The sequence below is a fragment of the Dyadobacter sp. CY261 genome (genome assembly GCF_021440085.1).
Lineage (GTDB): Bacteria > Bacteroidota > Bacteroidia > Cytophagales > Spirosomataceae > Dyadobacter.
The window spans coordinates 116,091-135,028 of record NZ_JAKCPW010000009.1 but is presented as its reverse complement, the minus strand read 5'-3'; the positions used below and the strand labels follow the sequence as shown (position 1 = coordinate 135,028).

General features: G+C 49.0%; 17 protein-coding genes. 8 read left to right on the top strand and 9 right to left on the bottom strand.

Going from position 1 to position 18,938, the window contains the following annotated elements; all coding sequences use genetic code 11:
- Positions 1-19 precede the first annotated feature (19 nt).
- From LZD49_RS23995 to LZD49_RS23980, 4 genes are read left to right on the top strand one after another with little or no spacing between them, the layout of a single operon-like run.
- Positions 20-1,156 carry a TIGR03364 family FAD-dependent oxidoreductase gene (locus tag LZD49_RS23995; RefSeq protein ID WP_234670223.1) on the top strand — a complete coding sequence of 379 codons (1,137 nt, stop codon included), beginning with the start codon at positions 20-22 and terminating at the stop codon, positions 1,154-1,156.
- 17 nt (positions 1,157-1,173) lie between these two features.
- Positions 1,174-2,835: an alkaline phosphatase family protein gene (locus LZD49_RS23990; RefSeq protein ID WP_234670222.1), complete on the top strand. Its 1,662-nt coding sequence runs from the start codon at positions 1,174-1,176 to the stop codon at positions 2,833-2,835.
- 18 nt (positions 2,836-2,853) lie between these two features.
- Positions 2,854-4,212: an aspartate aminotransferase family protein gene (locus LZD49_RS23985; RefSeq protein ID WP_234670221.1), complete on the top strand. Its 1,359-nt coding sequence runs from the start codon at positions 2,854-2,856 to the stop codon at positions 4,210-4,212.
- A gap of 21 nt (positions 4,213-4,233) precedes the next feature.
- Entirely contained in the window at positions 4,234-5,535 is a 1,302-nt protein-coding gene (locus tag LZD49_RS23980; RefSeq protein ID WP_234670220.1) for a DUF5690 family protein, read from the top strand.
- A gap of 87 nt (positions 5,536-5,622) precedes the next feature.
- Here the strand turns inward: LZD49_RS23980 and LZD49_RS23975 are convergent, their stop codons facing one another.
- Complete coding sequence (locus tag LZD49_RS23975) at positions 5,623-5,844, bottom strand: hypothetical protein (RefSeq protein WP_234670219.1); 222 nt, start codon at positions 5,842-5,844, stop codon at positions 5,623-5,625.
- 271 nt (positions 5,845-6,115) lie between these two features.
- On the opposite strand from LZD49_RS23975, the gene nhaA reads away from it, so the two are divergent.
- Positions 6,116-7,294, top strand: coding sequence for a Na+/H+ antiporter NhaA (gene nhaA / locus LZD49_RS23970; RefSeq protein ID WP_234670218.1), 1,179 nt, complete (start codon positions 6,116-6,118; stop codon positions 7,292-7,294).
- Between the two features lie 3 nt (positions 7,295-7,297).
- On the opposite strand, the gene LZD49_RS23965 is transcribed toward nhaA, so the two are convergent.
- A complete protein-coding gene (locus LZD49_RS23965; RefSeq protein ID WP_234670217.1) occupies positions 7,298-7,804 on the bottom strand; it encodes a hypothetical protein in 507 nt (168 codons plus the stop codon).
- Positions 7,805-7,867: 63 nt separating this feature from the next.
- On the opposite strand from LZD49_RS23965, the gene nfi reads away from it, so the two are divergent.
- Positions 7,868-8,608, top strand: a complete 741-nt coding sequence (gene nfi, locus LZD49_RS23960; protein ID WP_234670216.1) for a deoxyribonuclease V — start codon at positions 7,868-7,870, stop codon at positions 8,606-8,608.
- Positions 8,609-8,697: 89 nt separating this feature from the next.
- Here the strand turns inward: nfi and LZD49_RS23955 are convergent, their stop codons facing one another.
- From LZD49_RS23955 to LZD49_RS23925, 7 genes are all read right to left on the bottom strand, one after another.
- The gene (locus LZD49_RS23955; RefSeq protein WP_234670215.1) at positions 8,698-9,864 is read right to left on the bottom strand and encodes a glycoside hydrolase family 18 protein; all 1,167 of its coding nucleotides are present in this window, start codon (positions 9,862-9,864) and stop codon (positions 8,698-8,700) included.
- Positions 9,865-9,916: 52 nt separating this feature from the next.
- A complete protein-coding gene (gene ligD / locus LZD49_RS23950; RefSeq protein ID WP_234670214.1) occupies positions 9,917-10,816 on the bottom strand; it encodes a non-homologous end-joining DNA ligase in 900 nt (299 codons plus the stop codon).
- Positions 10,813-11,586 (bottom strand): Ku protein, encoded by a 774-nt coding sequence (locus tag LZD49_RS23945; protein WP_234670213.1) that lies wholly within the window; start codon positions 11,584-11,586, stop codon positions 10,813-10,815. The genes ligD and LZD49_RS23945 overlap by 4 nt, the downstream gene beginning before the upstream one ends.
- Before the next feature lie 55 nt (positions 11,587-11,641).
- On the bottom strand, positions 11,642-12,394 hold the full coding sequence (locus tag LZD49_RS23940; protein WP_234670212.1) for a LytTR family DNA-binding domain-containing protein: 753 nt from the start codon (positions 12,392-12,394) through the stop codon (positions 11,642-11,644).
- Positions 12,391-13,455 (bottom strand): sensor histidine kinase, encoded by a 1,065-nt coding sequence (locus LZD49_RS23935; RefSeq protein WP_234670211.1) that lies wholly within the window; start codon positions 13,453-13,455, stop codon positions 12,391-12,393. The genes LZD49_RS23940 and LZD49_RS23935 overlap by 4 nt, the downstream gene beginning before the upstream one ends.
- 249 nt (positions 13,456-13,704) lie before the next feature.
- Entirely contained in the window at positions 13,705-14,358 is a 654-nt protein-coding gene (locus LZD49_RS23930; RefSeq protein ID WP_234670210.1) for a hypothetical protein, read from the bottom strand.
- 19 nt (positions 14,359-14,377) lie between these two features.
- Complete coding sequence (locus LZD49_RS23925; protein WP_234670209.1) at positions 14,378-16,543, bottom strand: TonB-dependent receptor; 2,166 nt, start codon at positions 16,541-16,543, stop codon at positions 14,378-14,380.
- Positions 16,544-16,934: 391 nt separating this feature from the next.
- Here LZD49_RS23925 and LZD49_RS23920 point away from each other — a divergent pair, with 391 nt between their 5' ends.
- Together LZD49_RS23920 and LZD49_RS23915 are read left to right on the top strand one after the other, a co-directional pair.
- Positions 16,935-17,147: a hypothetical protein gene (locus LZD49_RS23920; RefSeq protein ID WP_234670208.1), complete on the top strand. Its 213-nt coding sequence runs from the start codon at positions 16,935-16,937 to the stop codon at positions 17,145-17,147.
- Positions 17,148-17,706: 559 nt separating this feature from the next.
- Complete coding sequence (locus tag LZD49_RS23915; protein WP_234670207.1) at positions 17,707-18,933, top strand: multidrug effflux MFS transporter; 1,227 nt, start codon at positions 17,707-17,709, stop codon at positions 18,931-18,933.
- Positions 18,934-18,938 lie beyond the last annotated feature (5 nt).

Below are 18,938 nucleotides of genomic sequence, written 5' to 3'. Positions count from 1 at the left end.
CATTTTTGACTGATAAGGAATGAGCAAATCTGCGATTGTCATCGGCGCAGGCATTGTGGGCCTGGCGACGGCAAGGGCTTTGGCCACGCGCGGTTATCAAGTTACGGTTATCGAACGCTCCTCAAAGGCTGTGGGTGCTTCGATACGAAACTTCGGCATGGTATGGCCGATCGGCCAGCCGGAAGGAAAGCTTTATGAAAGAGCATTGCATGCAAAAAGCATCTGGAAGGAAGTGTTGGCGGGTGCCAAATGTTGGGCGTACGAAGGGGGGAGTCTCCATATGGCTTATCATCAGGACGAGTTGGAGGTGATCCAGCAATTTGTGGAAGTGAGTGCCTACCGGCCCGTAAGTTTCCTGAATGCGGCTGAGACGCTCGCAAAGTCGCCAGCCGTGAATGGTCAAAATTTGCTGGGTTCGTTGTATTCGACAGATGAAATGATTGTCGATCCCCGAGAAGCGATCGCGGCCATTCCGGGTTACCTGGAAGCGGCGTTCGGCGTTACGTTTATTTGGAATACAGCGATTTCGAAGGTGGAATATCCGTCGGTGCATTCCGGAAATAATAGTTGGTCGGCGGATGAAATATTTGTTTGCAGCGGTCAGGATTTTGAAACGCTCTATCCCGAACATTTTTCCGCTGCGCCATTGACTAAATGCAAGTTGCAAATGATGCGTCTCGAAGCGCAGCCGGACGACTGGAAAATCGGGCCGGCGTTGTGTGGCGGCTTGTCTTTTATCCATTATCATGGTTTCAAAGCGGCGGCTTCCCTGCCCGGCCTGAAAGCAAGATATGAGCGCGATTATGCGGAGTATCTCAAATGGGGCATTCACGTAATGGCGTCGCAGAATGGTCTGGGGGAGATTACGGTGGGTGATTCGCATGAGTATGCACTTACATTCGACCCTTTCGACCGGGAATTTATCAACACCATGATCCTGGATTACCTGGGCACATTCGCGCAGTTTAAATCGCCGAAAGTGTATCAGACCTGGCACGGGATCTATCCCAAAATGACCAATGGCGGAACGGAAATCGTGATGAAACCGGAAAGCGGTGTGACGATTATCAATGGTCTCGGCGGAAATGGAATGACGCTTTCCTTCGGGCTTTGCGATGAAGTGGTTGGAGGAACCTACCAGTCGGAAATGTACTAATCCTAAATCCTGAATATATGTTTGCGAGAGTTTTCTGCGTGTTGGCAGCGGCAATGATGCTGTCGGCGTTTCATCCTCAATCCGACGACAAACCTGCGGGTATCGAGCATGTGATCGTGATCGGGGTCGACGGGCTGAGTCCTGACGGCATTAAAAAGGCCGAAGCGCCCAACATCGGCAACATGGTCACAAATGGGGCCGTGAAATGGAATGTACGCACTGTGCTCACCTCTGCAAGCAGCCAGAACTGGGCGTCGATGATCATGGGTGCGGGGCCGGAGCAGCACGGAATTATTAATAACGACTGGGAAATGGACGACCACACGCTCCCGCCCATTACGCAGGAGGCTGACGGTCGCTTTCCGACCATTTTCAGTATTTTACATAAGGCACAACCCAATGCGGAAATCGGTGCCGTATACCACTGGGGTGGTTTTGGAAGACTTTTTCAAAAGAACGCGGTGAATTATGACAGGCATTTCTCGACCGAAGACTCTACCGCGACCGATTTTATTCAATATATCAAAACCAAAAAGCCCAAACTCGGTTTCGTGCATTTAGACCATGTCGATCACGCAGGGCATCATGGCGGGCACGGTTCAAAGGAATATTATGAATCGGTAAGCAAAGCTGATGCGTTGATCGGCAAAATTCTGGCAGGTATCAAGGAAGCCGGAATGGCTGAGAATACGCTGGTCATACTCTGGGCTGATCATGGCGGAATTGGTTATGGGCATGGCGGTGCTACACCCCAGGAAGCCGAAATTGCCGGTGTATTTTATGGGGCTGGGGTGAAAAAGGGTTATCAGATACAGCAGCAGGTTTATACTTATGACCTGGCCTCAACCATTGCATTTGTTTTGGGGGTGGAACAGCCTTATGCCTGGATCGGCAGACCGGTGAAACCAGCTTTTACGGGTTTTGATGAACCCCAAAACCTTTGGCTCGGCGAAAAAACCGTGGATGCGCCGGTAATTCATCCCGAAAGGAAGTTGTATCAGCAAGCTGGTGGATTGTTTGTGGATAAAACTGCGACGGTGAAGATCGATACCAAAGCTGAAAAAGGTACGACGCATTACACTGTTGACGGCTCCGACCCGGGCGCAACTGCGCCTGTATACACACAGCCATTTACTGTCAGCAAGACTACCGTCGTGAAAGCCAGAACTTTTGATGCAAAAGATAATTCCAGTATGCTTTCGACTGCGTATTTTAGGTTAGTAAAATCCGGGCAGGGTAATGGCATTACCGCCACGTTTTACGAGGGTAAGGATTTGAATAAAATACCTGATTTTACGAAGCTCAAAAAAGGCAAGTCGTGGGTAGCTCCTGAGTTTGGGATGGTGAAAGAGGAGGTTGAAAAAATGCTTGGAGCAGAAGGTAAAAGCTTTGCTATTCAGTTCGAGGGTTTTATTCAGATCGATCAGGACGGGAAATACCAGTTTGCGACGCAGTCCGACGATGGCAGCAAGCTTTTTGTGGACGGCAAGGAAGTGGTGAACAACGACGGTAACCACGGTGTGGAGGAAAAAACAGGCTCCGTTGAGCTGAAAGCCGGTAAGCATCCGATTAAAATACAATATTATAACAATGGCGGAGGGTTCTGGCTCGACGCTTTCTATCGCGGTCCGGGTATCGCCAAGCAACTCATTCCGGCCGACAAGCTCTTTGTAAAATAACATCCTGAAACCCTGCATATGGCAGCTGTACACAACCGAACGGAAGGCGACATTAATCTATCATCCGCGCGTCAGGACTGGTATGCGGTGATCAGCGATCCCGAAACGTCGGGTTGGCTGCACGAGGATGCGGAGCATTTTCTGCACCAATCGCTCTCCACGCCCTGCCTCGATGTGCTTGTTTCGTGCGAAGGCATTTACCTGACCGACGTGCAGGGAAAGCGCTATATGGATTTCCATGGCAACAATGTCCATCAGCTTGGTTACCGACATCCGTATGTGATCGAAAAGCTGAAAGAGCAGATGGACATCCTGCCGTTTTCTCCGCGCAGGTACACCAATATTCCCGCCATTGAGCTGGCCAAAAAGCTGGGCGACCTTATGCCTGGCGACCTGAACCGTGTACTTTTTGCGCCGGGAGGGACTTCGGCGATCAGTATGGCGCTCAAACTCGCCCGCATCGTCACGGGCAAGCATAAAGTGGTTTCACTCTGGGACTCGTTTCACGGTGCTTCTCTGGATGCTATTTCAGCAGGTGGTGAGCTGGATTTTAGAAAAGATATGGGGCCTTTGTTGCCCGGTGTGGAGCGCATTCCGCCGCCGATGACCTATCGGGGGCCTTTTGCGGCGGCAGATAATGGCGATTTGCCCTATGCTGATTATCTCGAATATGTGATTGAAAAAGAGGGTGATATCGGGGCATTTGTGATCGAAACGATTAGGAATACCGATGTGCAGATCCCGTCACAAGGCTATTGGGAGCGGGTTCGACATATTTGTACCAAACATAAAGTGCTACTCATCCTCGACGAAATACCCATCGCATTCGGGCGCACGGGCAAGATGTTCGCATTTGAGCATTATGGCTTCGAGCCGGATATTGTTTGTTTGGGTAAAGGGCTGGGCGGTGGTGTGATGCCCATGGCCGCCATTGTGGCGCGTGACGGCTATAATGTAGCCCAAAGTGTATCGCTGGGGCATTTTACGCATGAAAAAAGTCCGTTGGGTAGCGTTGCGGCGCTGGCAATGCTGGATTTCATCGAGCAGAACGGCATTCTGGATAAAGTGAATGCCGACGCGGAGTTTATGCGGGAGTCATTGGAAAAACTGAAAGAAAAATACCCCCTCATCGGCGAGGTGCGCGGGATCGGTCTTTTGTGGGGCGTGGAATTGGTAAAGGACCGCGGGACAAAGGAAAAAGCTGTGCAGGAGGCCGAAATTGTCATGTATGAATGTCTCAAAAACGGTTTAAGCTTCAAAGTGTCGCAGGGGAATGTGGTACAACTTTCTCCTCCGCTGATTATTACCCGCGAGCAACTCTCAGAAGCATTGCAGATTCTGGAAAAGGCCATTGAAATGGCTTCGGTTTTGGTATAAAAACTCAACAATTTTGACCATATGCGCCTGAAAGAAGCACTTACGCGATCGAATACGTTTTTTATCAGCTGGGCTGTCATTGCTTCCTTTGGGGCTTATTTCTGTATGTATGCATTCCGCAAGCCATTCAATGCAGGGCTTTACCAGGGCTTGGAACTGGGCGAGGTAAGTTACAAGGCGATCCTGATCATTTCGCAAGTGGCGGGTTACACACTTTCCAAGTTTGCGGGCATTAAAGTGATTTCGGAGTTGAAGCACAATGCACGGGTCAAGTTGGTGATCGGACTGATCCTCGTGGCGGAACTGGCGCTGCTATTTTTCGGGCTCGTGCCTTATCCCTATAATTTTGTATTTCTATTCATGAATGGCCTGCCACTTGGAATGGTCTATGGCGTGGTATTCAGTTTCCTGGAAGGCCGCCGGTTTACCGAAATGCTGGCGATGGGTTTAAATATCAGCGTGGTAGTGGCGTCGGGGATTCTTAAGACGACGTACCTCGAAATTCACGGCATTTTTCCCGGTATCTCGGAGTTCTGGATGCCGTTTTTTATGGGTTTACTTTTCCTGCCCCTGTTTTTAATCTGCGTCTGGATGCTTTCGGTGATCCCCAAACCGACGGCCGAAGATATCGCATTACGCACTGAGCGCGTGCCTATGACGAGCGGGGACAAGCGGTTAGTCATGCGACGGTTCGGTTTTCCGATCGTATGCCTGGTCATCTTTTATGCCACCCTTGTAGTTGTGCGCGATTTCCGCGACAATTTCACGATCGAAATCTGGAACGAAATCGATTCGCACTGGGGTAGCAGTGTGCTCACGACCACCGAAATGATCACGGGTGTCGTTGTGCTGGTCATCATCGGGGCATTGGCTTTTGTGCGGGATAACCTCGCTGGTTTCCGCCTTGCTTACCTGATCCTTTTTGGCGGTATAATCCTGATCGGCGTAGGTACATTATTGTTTGAGAAATCGGTCATCAGTGGCTTTTACTGGATGCTGCTGGTGGGGCTGGGGCTTTTCCTGGCCTACACGGTGTTGCAAACTGTCGTTTTCGAGCGGATGATCGCATTGTACCGCATCAAGGCCAATGCGGGGTATTTTGTCTATATCTGCGAAAGTATCGGCTATATGGGCAGCGTAGGATTGCTGCTTTACAAGGAGTTTTTTATGAAAGACCTGAGCTGGTCGCGGGTGCTGATGCAGTTCTCTTATCTGCAATTTTGCCTCGGGCTGCTATTGCTTGCGGCAAGCAATATTTATTTCGATAAATGCCGTTCGGACCGGTCGGCCGAGAAGAGCGGTCCACCACTCGCTGCGGCCTGATCTCCTGTTTGTAGGGACATAAAAAAAAGGAGGTGCAATTTGCCCTCCTTTTTAACATCTCAATTTCACCTTTCAATTTTGTAAAAACTATTTCGTGGTTTTAAGCTCCACGATCGCCGCTTTCTGAGTCGGGGTATACGTAATGTACGTGTTTGTGCTTTTCGCTTTTGGCGGTGCCGGAGTTTCTACCGCTGGGGTTGATGCTGGCAATGTATTTTTGATGGTATTGGCTGATTTATTGTCGTCTGCAAAAGCAACTGAACTGGTCAATGCGATAACACTTACGAAGGTTGTGATCAAAGTTTTCATAGCTCTATTTATTTTTTGTTTCTTGTCTTTGTCTTATTTGATGATGCAAATATAAATGGGATTTTAGGAATGATTGCATATTTATTGAATGAGTGATCTAACGGTTATGTGAATGGTTTTTATTGGTGATGAGTGATTTAATGGCATTTTGAGTGTTCTTGTGTTTTGAAATATTCAAATATGTGCTAGCTCATTAATAATCTGGTTTTTACTGAAAAAGTGCAATTTTCTGAATGCATTCTATTTTGGGCGGATTTACTATATTGCCGGCATGACTAAAATGATCAATCTTAAACCGTTCAGAGAATTTGTACAATCGGAGTCGCTGGGTGGCAGTATCCTGATCATCTGCGTAGTTATTTCCCTTATCATCGCCAATTCACCCTTGGCCGGAGCCTTTGAAAATTTGCTCGGTATTGAACTGGGCGTCGATACGGACACTTTTCATTTGCGCTATCCAGTCTTGCTTTGGGTCAACGACGGGCTAATGGCGGTCTTGTTTCTGCTGGTAGGACTTGAAATCAAAAGGGAGCTGGTGGAAGGCGAGCTGTCGTCGTTCAAAAAAGCGGCATTGCCTATTTTTGCCGCGCTAGGAGGTGTGGTGGCCCCTGCAACGATTTATTTTTTACTCAATAGCGGCACGCACACCGCCGCAGGCTGGGGAATCCCCATGGCGACCGATATTGCCTTCGCTATTGCCATTATCACCATGCTGGGTAGCAAAGCACCTGCATCGCTTAAAATTTTCCTTGCAGCACTCGCTATTGTCGACGACCTCATGGCGATATTAGTGATCGCTATTTTCTATTCGTCCGAATTACACTACACCTATTTACTTTACGCAGGAGGGATTTTCGCCGTGTTACTGGCTCTGAACCGGCTTGGCGTGAAGAGTCTGGCTGCTTATCTTATTCCCGGCGCGTTCATCTGGTATTTCATCCACCATTCGGGCGTTCACGCCACCATTGCAGGCGTACTCACGGCCTTCGCGATCCCTACTACACCCAATGCGCAGGAATCGCCGTTGGAAAAGTTGGAACACATGCTGATGAAACCGGTGAATTACGTCATCATGCCGGTTTTTGCATTATCGAATACTAATATCACCTTCGAAGCAGGAATGGTCGAGGGTCTTACAACCACGCTGGGTATGGGTATTATCCTCGGATTAGTAGTAGGAAAGCCGCTGGGTATCAGTCTTTTTTCCTGGCTTACCGTTAAACTGGGAATAAGCAGCATGCCCAGCCAGGCTGGCTGGGCGCACATTGTTGGCGTGGGAATGCTTGGTGGGATCGGCTTCACCATGTCCGTCTTTATTGCACTGCTATCCTTCCCGGGCGAGCATACGATTCTCTCCGAAGCAAAATTTTCAATTCTTACCGGCTCGATTTTATCCGGAATTCTGGGATATGCGATGTTAAGCCGGGTGAGCAAAAAGTCTGCGCCCTAGATATCATTCGGTTTTACTTTTAATGAGGATGTAATCGACATGGCCTTTTTTGGAGAATGCGGCTATCTGTGTGTATTTCTGATAATTATCCCATCGTTTCAGGCCGTCTTCATCCACTTTCGGGGGAATGTTTTCGGATAGATTAAGCAGGCCCAGGATGACCCGGTTTTCAAATTCGAAGTCGGAGAGATTGTTAAGCCTGATCTGATCGGCAATATCGTTGATGTAAATGATCTCTACTTTACCCTCGCGGTAGGAGACTTTCGGGCATTTCTCACAGCCGGCCTTTTCGTCATTGTAGAAACTTTCGAGCTTGCCGTCGCCGAGAATGGCCGCCACTTCCTGCTGATTGCGTAACGCGACCTGTGGGAGATCGAGCTCTACGGTCACCACCGCGTTTTCGTCGTGTTCGTCGAGTACATAGAATTTAACAAAGATGGCGATCAGTATGACAACGAAGGAAATGAATTTCCAATTCGCCCATTTGCGTTTGACGGAGGTGTGTTCCATGAAAGTGGCCTGGTTTTTGATTATAGCTGGGTAAAGAACTTTGATATGCAATCAGGAAATATCATGCCAGACGATTTGAACCGAAGCTTGGTCACTCCCGAATTCAATTATGATCAATTGACGATCGGTGAGGCCACGCTCATTCAGCAACAACTCAGAAGCCATCTGAATTTGCAACCACTTCAGAAAGAGATTAAAACCATTGCAGGTGCCGATATCTCGCTAACGCTGTACAGTGAGACAGTATATGCAGGGCTGGTAATCCTGAGCTACCCTGAGTTGCAACCGATCGCCTGTTCGCTGGTTAAAAGCAGCACGATATTCCCCTATGTGCCGGGTTATCTCGCATTTCGCGAAATCCCAGCCATTCTGAAAGCCTACGAGCAAATACCGGTAAAACCAGATGTGATCATGTTCGATGGCAACGGCATCCTGCATGCCCGCAGAATGGGCATTGCTTCCCATTTTGGAGTCCTTACAGGTGCAGTTACGATGGGTTGCGCTAAAAAGAAACTCGCCGGGCAATACACAGAGCCCGGCGAATCGAAAGGTGAGTACACGAATGTTACCGACAAAGGTGATGTGATCGGCTATGCAGTTCGCACCAAGGATGATGTCAAACCTGTGTTCATTTCACCAGGCCATCAGATGAGTCTCGAAGACAGCCTGACACTCGCCTTGAGATGTACCGGCAGGCACCGCTTGCCCGAACCCACGCGAAAAGCGCATGAGATAGTGAACAAGTTCCGGACGGGCGAACTAACCGAAGGCTACCACGAGCTAACCGAATGGCGACTTTTCTAACCTCTAATCGGCCAGCCCGAAAAACCAGTGCCGCAGGCACGCCCCACTTCCCAACCAGGGTTTATACCCTCTGCAATGGAGGATAGATGTCACTTTAACGACCTGTCGATCTCGGTGAGCAAATACTTTTTGGGATCGGAGTCGTACTCCCAGAACATCACGCCTCCCAGTTTGTTGGCGAGTACATATTTGCATTTTTCCCGCACGGACTCTTCATCCTCATAGCTCAGCACGTCGCCTGTCTCCGCATTGAGGAGGTAAGGTGCCTTGGCGACCGTATCCCGATATTCTTTATATCCTTTTTTATTGACTAAGCTATCTTTGATATAAGTATAGCCATCAATATACTGTTGCTTGATTTGCTTCTGCCCAAGACCCTTGTCAAGTTTCGTGACCGTAAACATCCGACCATAAAACGGCAGCCCCACTACCAGTTTCTCCATCGGAACACCCGCCGCGTGGAAGCCTTTTACGGCATTATCCACTGATTTGGCTGTTTTATAGATGTTTGAAGGGTATAAACTTGCATGGTGAACAGCTGTGTCGCCCTGGAAAAGATCATAGGTCATTAGGTTTACGTAATCCAGGTATCGCTGCGCCTTACCCATTTCGGTGGCGCTGAGGAACTCAACCCAGCCTGCCACAGCGGTGGTAAGTAATTTTTTCTTGCCGGTTTCCTCTTCCAGCAGATCCAGTTCGTTGCGGATCGCGTGAAACATTTCGGTGAAGTTCTGCTTGTCTTCTGGGCGGAATACATTTCCTTCTTCTCCCGGCAGGCCAGGATATTCCCAGTCAATATCGACGCCGTCGAGGTTGTATTTTTTAATGATCTCGACACTGCTTTTTGCGAAAATTTTGCGGGAAGAATCGGTAAGGACCGCGTCGGAGAAGTTCTCACTCCAAGCCCAGCCGCCGATCGAGATCAGGATCTTCAGATCAGGATTGTCGGCTTTCAGCAGGTTGAGTTGACGGAAATTGGTCGTGTCGGTCTTTTCGTTGTCCAGGAATGCCTTGCCATTTTTGATATTGACAAAAGCGTAGTTGATGTGCGTAAGCATTTTGGCTTCGATGTTGCTGGTATTCAGCAAGCCGTGGAAGCCGCCAACATAGCCGATCACGACCGGACGTTTGGTGGAGTCGGAAGCGGCTCCGTCTTTCTTTTCGGACGAACAGCCATTCAGAAAAAGAAATGGGGTGAGTAACGCCACAAGCAGCAATGCCGTGCCGATGTTCTTTTGAGTAGGGATTAGGCGCATGGTATTGGATTTGGTTTGAAGGGTTAAAATAAACACACCTTCAAATCATCTCCTAATCCTGCTCCGTTACCGACAACTTTTGTAAAATTTTATCCAGATTAATGCCCTTGCCAAGTGCGCCTTTGAAAAGATCGCCCTTCTTGTCAAGCCGGTCGAATATGTTTTTGATCGTAAAGTCTTGCGGGCTCAGGCCATGTTGTACTTCACTCCATTCCAGCGGGGTCGAAACCGTTGCGCCGGGCTTTGGGCGGGCGCTGTATGCGCATGCGAGTGTCTGTCCGATCCGGTTTTGCAAATAGTCGACGTAAATCTGATTTTTCTTACGCTTCGCCAATGAGCGTTCTAATGTCGTAAGCTTGGGAAGCCGCTCGGTAACCATGTGGGCCAGCATTTCAGCAAAATCGCGGGCTTTATCGTAGTCATATTTCTTCCCAAACGGAATGTAAACATGCATTCCGCTGGCTCCTGATGTTTTGCAAAAACCTTCGGCGCCCATTTCGTCGAGCAATTCCTTGACGGTCAATGCCACGTCTATAACATCATTGAAAGTATTTTTGTCGGAAGGATCAATGTCCATTACCACATAATCGGGATGGTCGAGCTTGGTGATCGTTGAATTCCACGGATTCATTTCGATACAGCCCAGATTGGCGATATAAAGCAGGCTTTCGACGTCATTAGCTACATAGTAGTTGACCATTTTTCCCGTCGATTCAGCCAGTATTTCAAAGGTCTTCATCCATTCCGGTGTCGAATCGCTCGCGTCTTTTTGGAAAAAACCTTCATCCTTCACGCCATTAGGTTGTCTGCGTAGCGAAAGCGGACGGTTTTTTATGTAGGGTAGAATGTAAGGCGCTACGTTACGGTAATAGTCGATCAGCTCGCCTTTGGTAATGTGCTCGTCGGGCCAGTATATTTTCTCCGGATGGGTGATCTCCGCTTTCTTTTTCATGATGCTTTTCGTTTGGGCGTTGACAGACTTTCCTTCAATTGCGCCATCAAATCACGGCTCTTCGAGTGCACAACTTTCATCTTTGTGCCAGCCGGTTTCTTGCCTTTGGCTTTGGCCATGATTAGTTTCAGCAGTTTTTCATTGTAAGTATCTTTATAATTTGTGATGTCAAATTCGGTCGTGAGCTGTTCGATCAACTGCACAGCCATGTTCATTTCGGCTGGTTTGATGTTGACGTCAGGGATGTTCAGCTCATCGGTGTCGCGGATTTCTTCTGCGAACCGGATTTTGTTGAGGATCAGGAGCTCGTTCTGGGGTTTGATGAGCACCAGACTTTCGCGGTTTCTCAATACATAAGTTCCCAAGCCGCATTTGCCGGTTTTTTTTAATGCGTCTCGCAGTAATGCGTAGGGTTTCGCGCCCGATTTTTCGGGTTGGAGATAATACGGAGTTTCGTAGTAAATGCTGTCGATCTCCTTTTCATCGACAAACTCGGCGATCTCGATGATTTTCGACTTTTCGGGACTGGCTCTTTCAAAATCGGATTCGTCGAGTACCACATAACTGTCGTCAACCTTGTAGCCCTTGACAATGTTTTCCCACTTCACTTCACGGCCGGTATTGGCATTAACGCGCTGGAAATGAATGTTAGCGTGATCTTTTTTGTCCAGCATATCGAGATCGAGCTCGCTGCCTTGCGTGGCGCTGAACAGTTTCACAGGTATATTAACGAGGCCGAACCCGATCGCCCCGGACCATATTGCTCTCATATGATTTTTGTTGAAAATGAGAGGTTAGCAAAATCTGTGCCTTAGTGGCACTAAATCATTGTCCGAGCCAATTCTTAAACGCCCCCATCCGCTCCCGGGATATCAGAATATCATTATCTGCACAATTGGAAAGGTGCACCTTTAAACGGCTATTGGAGTAAGTAAAAACCTCCTTGACAGCTGAAATGGCGCTAATATACTTCCTGTTTAGTCTGAAAAACGTCTCCGGTGAAACCATATCCTCGACCTCGTCCAAAGTATAGTCGACAATGAACTTCTTCCCTGCCGCAGTTTTCAGAAACGTTACTTTATCTTCGCTGAAAAAGAATCCAATATCCTGTACATCTATGGTTTGAATGCGCTCGCCAATCTTTACAAGGAAACGGTTTTTGAATACCCTGGGCATGGGCAGAATAAGATTGCGGATTTGTTCCAAAGAAACCACCGGCTCCTTCCGCCCCGATCGGAATTTGTGTAAAGCCTGTTCCAGCTCTTCGGGATCAATGGGTTTCAGCAAATAATCGATACTATTCAATTTAAATGCCCTGATCGCATATTGATCGTAAGCCGTGCAGAAAATGATCGGTGAATTCACTTTGATCTTTTCGAATATTTCGAAACTGATCCCGTCGGCTAGCTGTATGTCGAGGAAGATCAGGTCAGGTTCGGAATGCGTTTGCAGCCATTGTATCGCCGAGGTGATCGTGTCGAGGTTGCCGTGAATCTGGGATCCGGGCATTGTTTCGTTGAGCAATTGCGTCAATCGCCGGGCTGCGGGGCCTTCGTCTTCTATGATAAGGATATTCATGGCGTTAGGATCGGTAACTTGACGGTGAATGTATTGCCGTTATTCAATACCGCTATTTTTTTATCGCTTAAAAGCTCGTAGCGCTTGCTGACGTTTGCCAAACCCACACCCGCCGATTCTTCCGGCAAGCTGGACCTGGGTTGAAGATTGTTTTCGACGATCAATTCATCTCCCACCAGCCTGATTTCGATAACCAAAGGTTGCTGTTTAGAAGCCACGTTATGCTTGATCGCATTTTCAAGCAGCAATTGAAGTGACAATGGAGGCAAACTACCACGTACATTCTCGCCTACATGAATGTGATACACCAAACCCTCCTCAAACCTTATTTTCTGCAATGCCAGATAATTCTCCGCAAATTCCATCTCTTTCTCCAATGGTACCAGCTCTTCCTGCTGCACATCGAGTACATACCGGTAAATGCGCGAAAGCTGCCGGATAAACTTCGCCGAAGTGTCGGGATTTTCGTATACCAGGTTACTCAGGACGTTTAGAGAATTGAAAAGGAAATGCGGGTTTAATTGATCTTTCAGCGACTGGTATTGGCTTGCAAACCGCTCGGCCTTTAACTGTTCGGCTTCAATGGCAGTCTTCCGCCATTCCATCAGGAACGACCGGCTAATGAATATGAATGATACAATGAATGAAATTCGCATCGGAAACTTCGTCCATTGCACCAGTTCCTTCCACGGGATATTGCCAAGCGTGAAAGACTGCCGGACGATCAGCGAATACACGAAGATTACTGAGAAGCTGGCAGCAAATACATATATTAAATAGCAAAGGCATTCGAGCAGGAGCCGTTTCACAGGGTATTCTATCCAGGAAATGCGCTGATCGAAGTAGTCCTCAATCAAAAAACCACCATAGCTCAGAGTTGTAGATAGTATGAAGGAAATCAGGAAATCGTCGGCCAACGCGCTGATGATCTTTTCACCGGATGAGCAGGAAGGACAGATGAACAGTGTGATGAGCAACGCGATCACCGCATTACCCGCAAGAAACCCTCGCGAAAAATTCCAGAATTCGCGCGAACCTTTGGAAGAACTTCTAGCGCACATTGGGTGGCTGGTTTAGTGAAAATAATGACCGCCGACCGCCGACCGCCGATGGCCGATGGCCGATGGCCGATGGCGAGACCATGGACCGCGGACCATGGACGATGCTTTTGTTTTGATCCAACTCTCTGACACCATGGTCCATGGTCCATGGTCTATGGTCTGTGGTCTATGGTCTATGGTCTATGGTCTATGGTCTATGGTCTATCGTCCATGGTCTATCGTCATCAGTCCCTGCGGCCCCAGACCACGTCACTTACAGTTCGCAACCATCCCTTCGGCCTGGTTTTTTCCCCACGTGGGCTGAATAGCAGCTTTCAATGCCTCCTCGTCTTGACTGCTAAATATAGCCAAACTTTGTTTCGCAAGTCCGCAAGCCTTTTCCGTTCCCGATCCGAAGAATCGCGCCATGCCATATTCCATTTGTGCCATCAGGAGCAGTGTGCGCGGGTTTTTGTTGTCCATAGTCAACGATTTACCCAATGTCTGCATGGCCACGCCCGACAAGCTCTGTCCGCGACCGGCCGGATCGGCGCTGAGTTTTGCGATCGTTACAAAGCCTTGCATCGTCATGATTTCCGGGTTGTTAGGGGAAATAGCATCGGCTTTTTTAACCAGTTCGTCGGCTTTCGCTAATGCCTCGTCCTTTTTGTCAATGGCCAATGCCATGTTGAAACTCTGGTAAATGTAAGCCAATGCCTGATAGTAGGCGGGCTGCCATTCTGAGGGGTTCAGTTCGGCAATGCGGGCAAATGCATTGGCCGACCGTTGCAGTTGCGGCAGCGAATCGGTGGTAATCAGCGAGGCGATTTCCTTCTTCATTGCTTTCTGATAAGGCGAATCCTGGGCCCAAACGGCAGGTGAAATGAATAGTATAAGTGTGATAATTCGGAAAATGGTTTTCATGGTCTGAAATGATTGATGGTTATAGATTATTTAACTGATTGGCACTCTTGTCTTTGGAAAGGGTGATGAAGAGGGCGATGAACGCAAACCGCCTGGCACCCTGGCCTACTGGCAGGCTGGCGTAGGTGCCGGTCTCGTCGGGTTGCGTCGCGTACCGGTAGCCGAACACGTTGTTCCGGCCCAGCACATTCGAGCAGGCGGCGTGGATAATGACGTTGGGCCTGGGCAAATAGCTCCAACTCAGGCTCAGGTCGCTGTACATCCCGGTTTTGCGCTGCATTTCGCCGGGTAAGTTTGAGTCGTTATAGGGATAGCCGCTGTTCCACGACCACGACAGGCCCAGCTGTGATTTCAACCCGGTCACAAAATGCTTGGCCACCACCGAGGCATTGTGTCTTGGGGCAAATGAGGGCTGAATGCGTGTGGTATAGGTTGCATATTGCCGTTTGCTGTCTATAAAGCTATAAGTGATCCAGAAATCGGTGGATTTGAGGGATTTCTTGTCGCGGTAAAAAAGGTCGAACCCACGTGCGTAACCGGTGCCATTTTGGGCGATGTCGAATGGCTCGGAGGCATTGCCTTGCCACGTTGTGAGGTGGTTATAATTCTTGTAAAATGCTTCGGCGCGGAGCGTTCTATTGTTGTTGACAATGAAGTAATTGAGTATGTAATGCGTAGCCGAAGTATTTTTCAGATTAATGTCGTGAATGCGGGTCTTTTCCTCGGGTAGTTGGTTAAACCGGCCCGCGGCGAAAGAAACCTGACCTTCATTTTCAAACTTGTAAGCCATTGAAAACCGGGGATCGATCCAGACCTGGCGCGCCAGTGAACTGTACCCGGTGCGTACCCCGCCGACCATCACCAGCCGGTTGCTGAAATAGTACGAGCCTTCGGCGAAATGGTTGAGCTGGTGGTCTGTAAAGTCGCGGCGGAGGTTTTGGTCGGTCAATGCTTCCGAGTAGGTTTTGATATACCACTCCAAACCATTCTTTAATGAAAAACGTGACGAGAAATCTCTGACGGCCACAATTTTGGTGTGGGAGAGTGTGGTAACCTGGCGTACCGGATCGAAGTTCAGCTTCCAGGCATCCTTGTTGTAGGAATAGGCCGCACCTCCGTACAAAAGCCATCCATTACTATTGGAATGGCGGAATGAAAGGTTTCCGTAGTGGTAGTTATTCCGGAGCTGAATGCGATCGCCACGGCTGTCGCTGCCCGGAATCTTCTGCCAAATGGCCATCCGGTTGCCTTCCGAGTGAAAATAGGCTTTGAGCATTCCCGAACGGCTCTTGGCTGCATTGCCCCATTTATGCCGCAACGAAATCTCCGAATCCCAACTCGCCGGAGCCTGTTCCCAGTCAAAATTTTGTTTGATGATCGATTGATAAGGAGCCAGATTGTAGTAGTTGGCCGAGGCGGTCAGCGACTGCTGTTTTCCTACGAGCGTCTGCGTGTAACCGCCGCCAAGTGCCATGATGCTGAGATCGCCCTGGTTGCGCAGGGGCAGGTCGAGGGTGTTCAGGGCCAAAGCGGAGGATAAAGCCTGCCCGTATTCCGCCGAATAGCCGCCGGTGCTGAAAAACGAGCCTTTGAATAGGTTAGGACTGAACCGGGTGCGCGTCGGGACATTGGACGCGGTGGTGCCAAAAGCATTACCTACCTGCATACCGTCGACAAAAATGGCTGTTTCGGATGCGTCGCCCCCGCGCACGAAGAGCCGCCCGTCGTTTCCGACCGTAGACGTGCCGGGTAACGTAAGCAGTGCGGCGGTAATGTCGCCCATCGCGCCGGACGTCGTTACGATATCAAGCGGTTTCAGTACGACCGATTTCTTTTCGTCGCTGGCTTCCATTGCACCGGCTGTGATGGTTACCGCCGTGAGGACATTGATGCTTTCCAAGAGTTTAATATCATGGCTGACGAGTTGTCCATTGCATCGAATACTAATCTGTTGTATTTCAAAGCCCAATGCTTGAACAGTGAGCAGCTGGTTGCCCGTTTCGTCTGTTTCGAATGCGAATCCGCCCCGCGCGTCGCTCGAAGTGCCGTCGTAAGTGCCTTTGAGATAAACATTAACGCCCGGGATGGCGACGCCTTTCGCGTCGGTAACCTTGCCCGTGATGTTCGTCTGCGCGAAAGTTGCGGTGGTGACAAGCAGTGTGATAAATGTAAACGTTGCTTTCATGTGCCATAGGATTTGAACCAAAGTTGGCAACGGCGGCGTGGACGCGGAAACGAAGTTAACCGAAGTTGAGGACGGGGCGGATGAAGTGCAGAAGTTGGGGAGCGAAGCGTTTTTAGAGGGCGATCAAAAAGATAGGCTGTTCCTCAAAAATCGCACAAAGTGCCGCCGGTCTGTGTGACTATTTTAATAACCCATATAAATTTTTTATAAAATTTTACAAGATGCTTGTAATCAACCTTTTGAATTACTATATTCCTATATAGTTACCGCGTAAGCCTCGCTAAAATATCCTTATACGTTAGTTGAATCCGGGAATCTGGCATATTTCTTTAATGATGCTTCCTGAAAACAATTTCACACGAAGACTAACTCTTAAATCGGATATATAGCTATGGTAGCGACACTAGGTAACAACCCAGCGAAAAGTTTGAAACCCGGCGCAGTGCTTGCCGTTTCAGGTGCGAGATCTGAATCGGAAGCGCAGAGAGAAGTGGCTGATTTTCTGCAATTAAGTAACAGGACCGACCTTGGTTTTTTCCTGATCTCGAAGGATTATTTCCTACTTTACATGAAATCCGGAAATTCGATTAGTGGAATTGCATAAGCACTAAGTTTTTCATTAAAGAAGCATTAAGAAAGGACATGGTACAGAAGGGTACATTTAAAATGTTTGGGCAAAAGCTCATTAATATTATTATCCACAGGGAAGACGTTCTGAAAATTACTCCTAATAAGAGAGGGCAGGGTTGTATTATCTATCTCAAAAACAAAGTCCCCTACGCAGTAAGTGAGAGTGAAAGGGAAGTCCAGAAAAAACTGAACTGGGTCGCAGCATGATCTTATTCGGTCTGTTGCCATGAAAATAAAAGTGGAGCTCCGGTATACAACCGGGGCTTTTTTTGTGGGCGGCGTTGACTGCCGACCGCCGACCGCTGACCGCTGACCGCTGACTGCCGACCGCTGACCGCCGACCGCTGACCGCTGACTGCCGACTGCCGACCGCTGACCGCTGACCGCTGACCGCTGACCGCTGACTACGGCTTCCGAATATAAATTGCAATCGGCCGTCGGCCGTCGGCGGTCAATTAAATTCCAGGCGGCCGAACCGATAGGGAGCTAACAGTGTTACCAAAACACCCAAATCTCCACACCACAAAATTCCCATGTCCAAAAAGACGTATTTTTTCCTGATCCTCATTTTGGGGAGCCTGACTGCGCTTGGCCCTTTTTCGATTGATATGTATTTGCCGGGTTTTCCGGCCATCGCCCGTGACCTGAACACCACGGCGGCCAAGGTTTCGCTGACACTGTCGGGATACTTTGTCGGAATATCCCTCGGTCAGTTACTATACGGACCATTGCTTGACCGGTTTGGACGTAAAAAGCCTTTATTCATCGGGTTAGCCGTGTACATTCTGGCTTCTGCCGGATGTGCGATGGCTGCTACCGTCGAACAACTGATCGTGCTTCGGATTATACAAGCCATTGGCAGCTGCGCGGCAACTGTCGCTTCAGTGGCGATGGTGCGTGACCTTTTTCCGGTGAGCGAGAATGCGAAAGTATTCTCGTTGCTGTTGCTGGTTGTTGGCTTTTCACCGATGATCGCCCCTACCGCCGGTGGTTATGTGACCGACGCATTCGGCTGGCATGCCGTGTTTATGATATTGACGGTAATGGGCATAGCGATATTCATAGCAACGGCATTATGGCTGCCCGACAGCTACAAACCCGATAAAACGCTATCGCTGAAACCGAAGCCAATTATCAAGAACTTTCTGGAGGTGCTTCGTGAACCTCAGTTTTATACCTATTCCATTACCGGCGCTATTGCATTCGCGGGGCTGTTTGCTTACGTTTCGGGCTCGCCCATTGTCTTTATGGAGGTGTTTCATATCGAAGGAAAAGTGTACGGCTGGATTTTTGCATTCCTCTCGATCGGTTTTATCGGTTCCGGGCAGGTCAATACGCTGATGCTCCGAAGGTTTACCAGCGAACAGATCGTGAATGTGGCACTGATTTGCCAGGCGATTATTGGGCTCACATTTCTGGCTGCGGCGTTAACGGATGTGCTTACATTGACTTCGACCCTGGTGTTTTTATTCTTGTTCCTTTGCTGCGTCGGCTACACTTTCCCGAATGCGGCCGCGCTTTCACTCGCACCGTTCACGCGTAATGCTGGGAGCGCATCAGCGTTAATGGGTGCCTTCCAAATGGGTGCGGGTACGTTGATTTCCATCGCGATAAGCCTTTTTGAAAAGCCTTCTATCCTACCCATGGTGACTGCAATGGCCGTTTCGGCCACGTTGGCACTGATTGTGCTGGTAGTAGGCAAGCGTTTTATTACCGACAAAGTGGAAGTGCAGCAAGGTGCCGATGCCGTCATGCATTAAGGGCG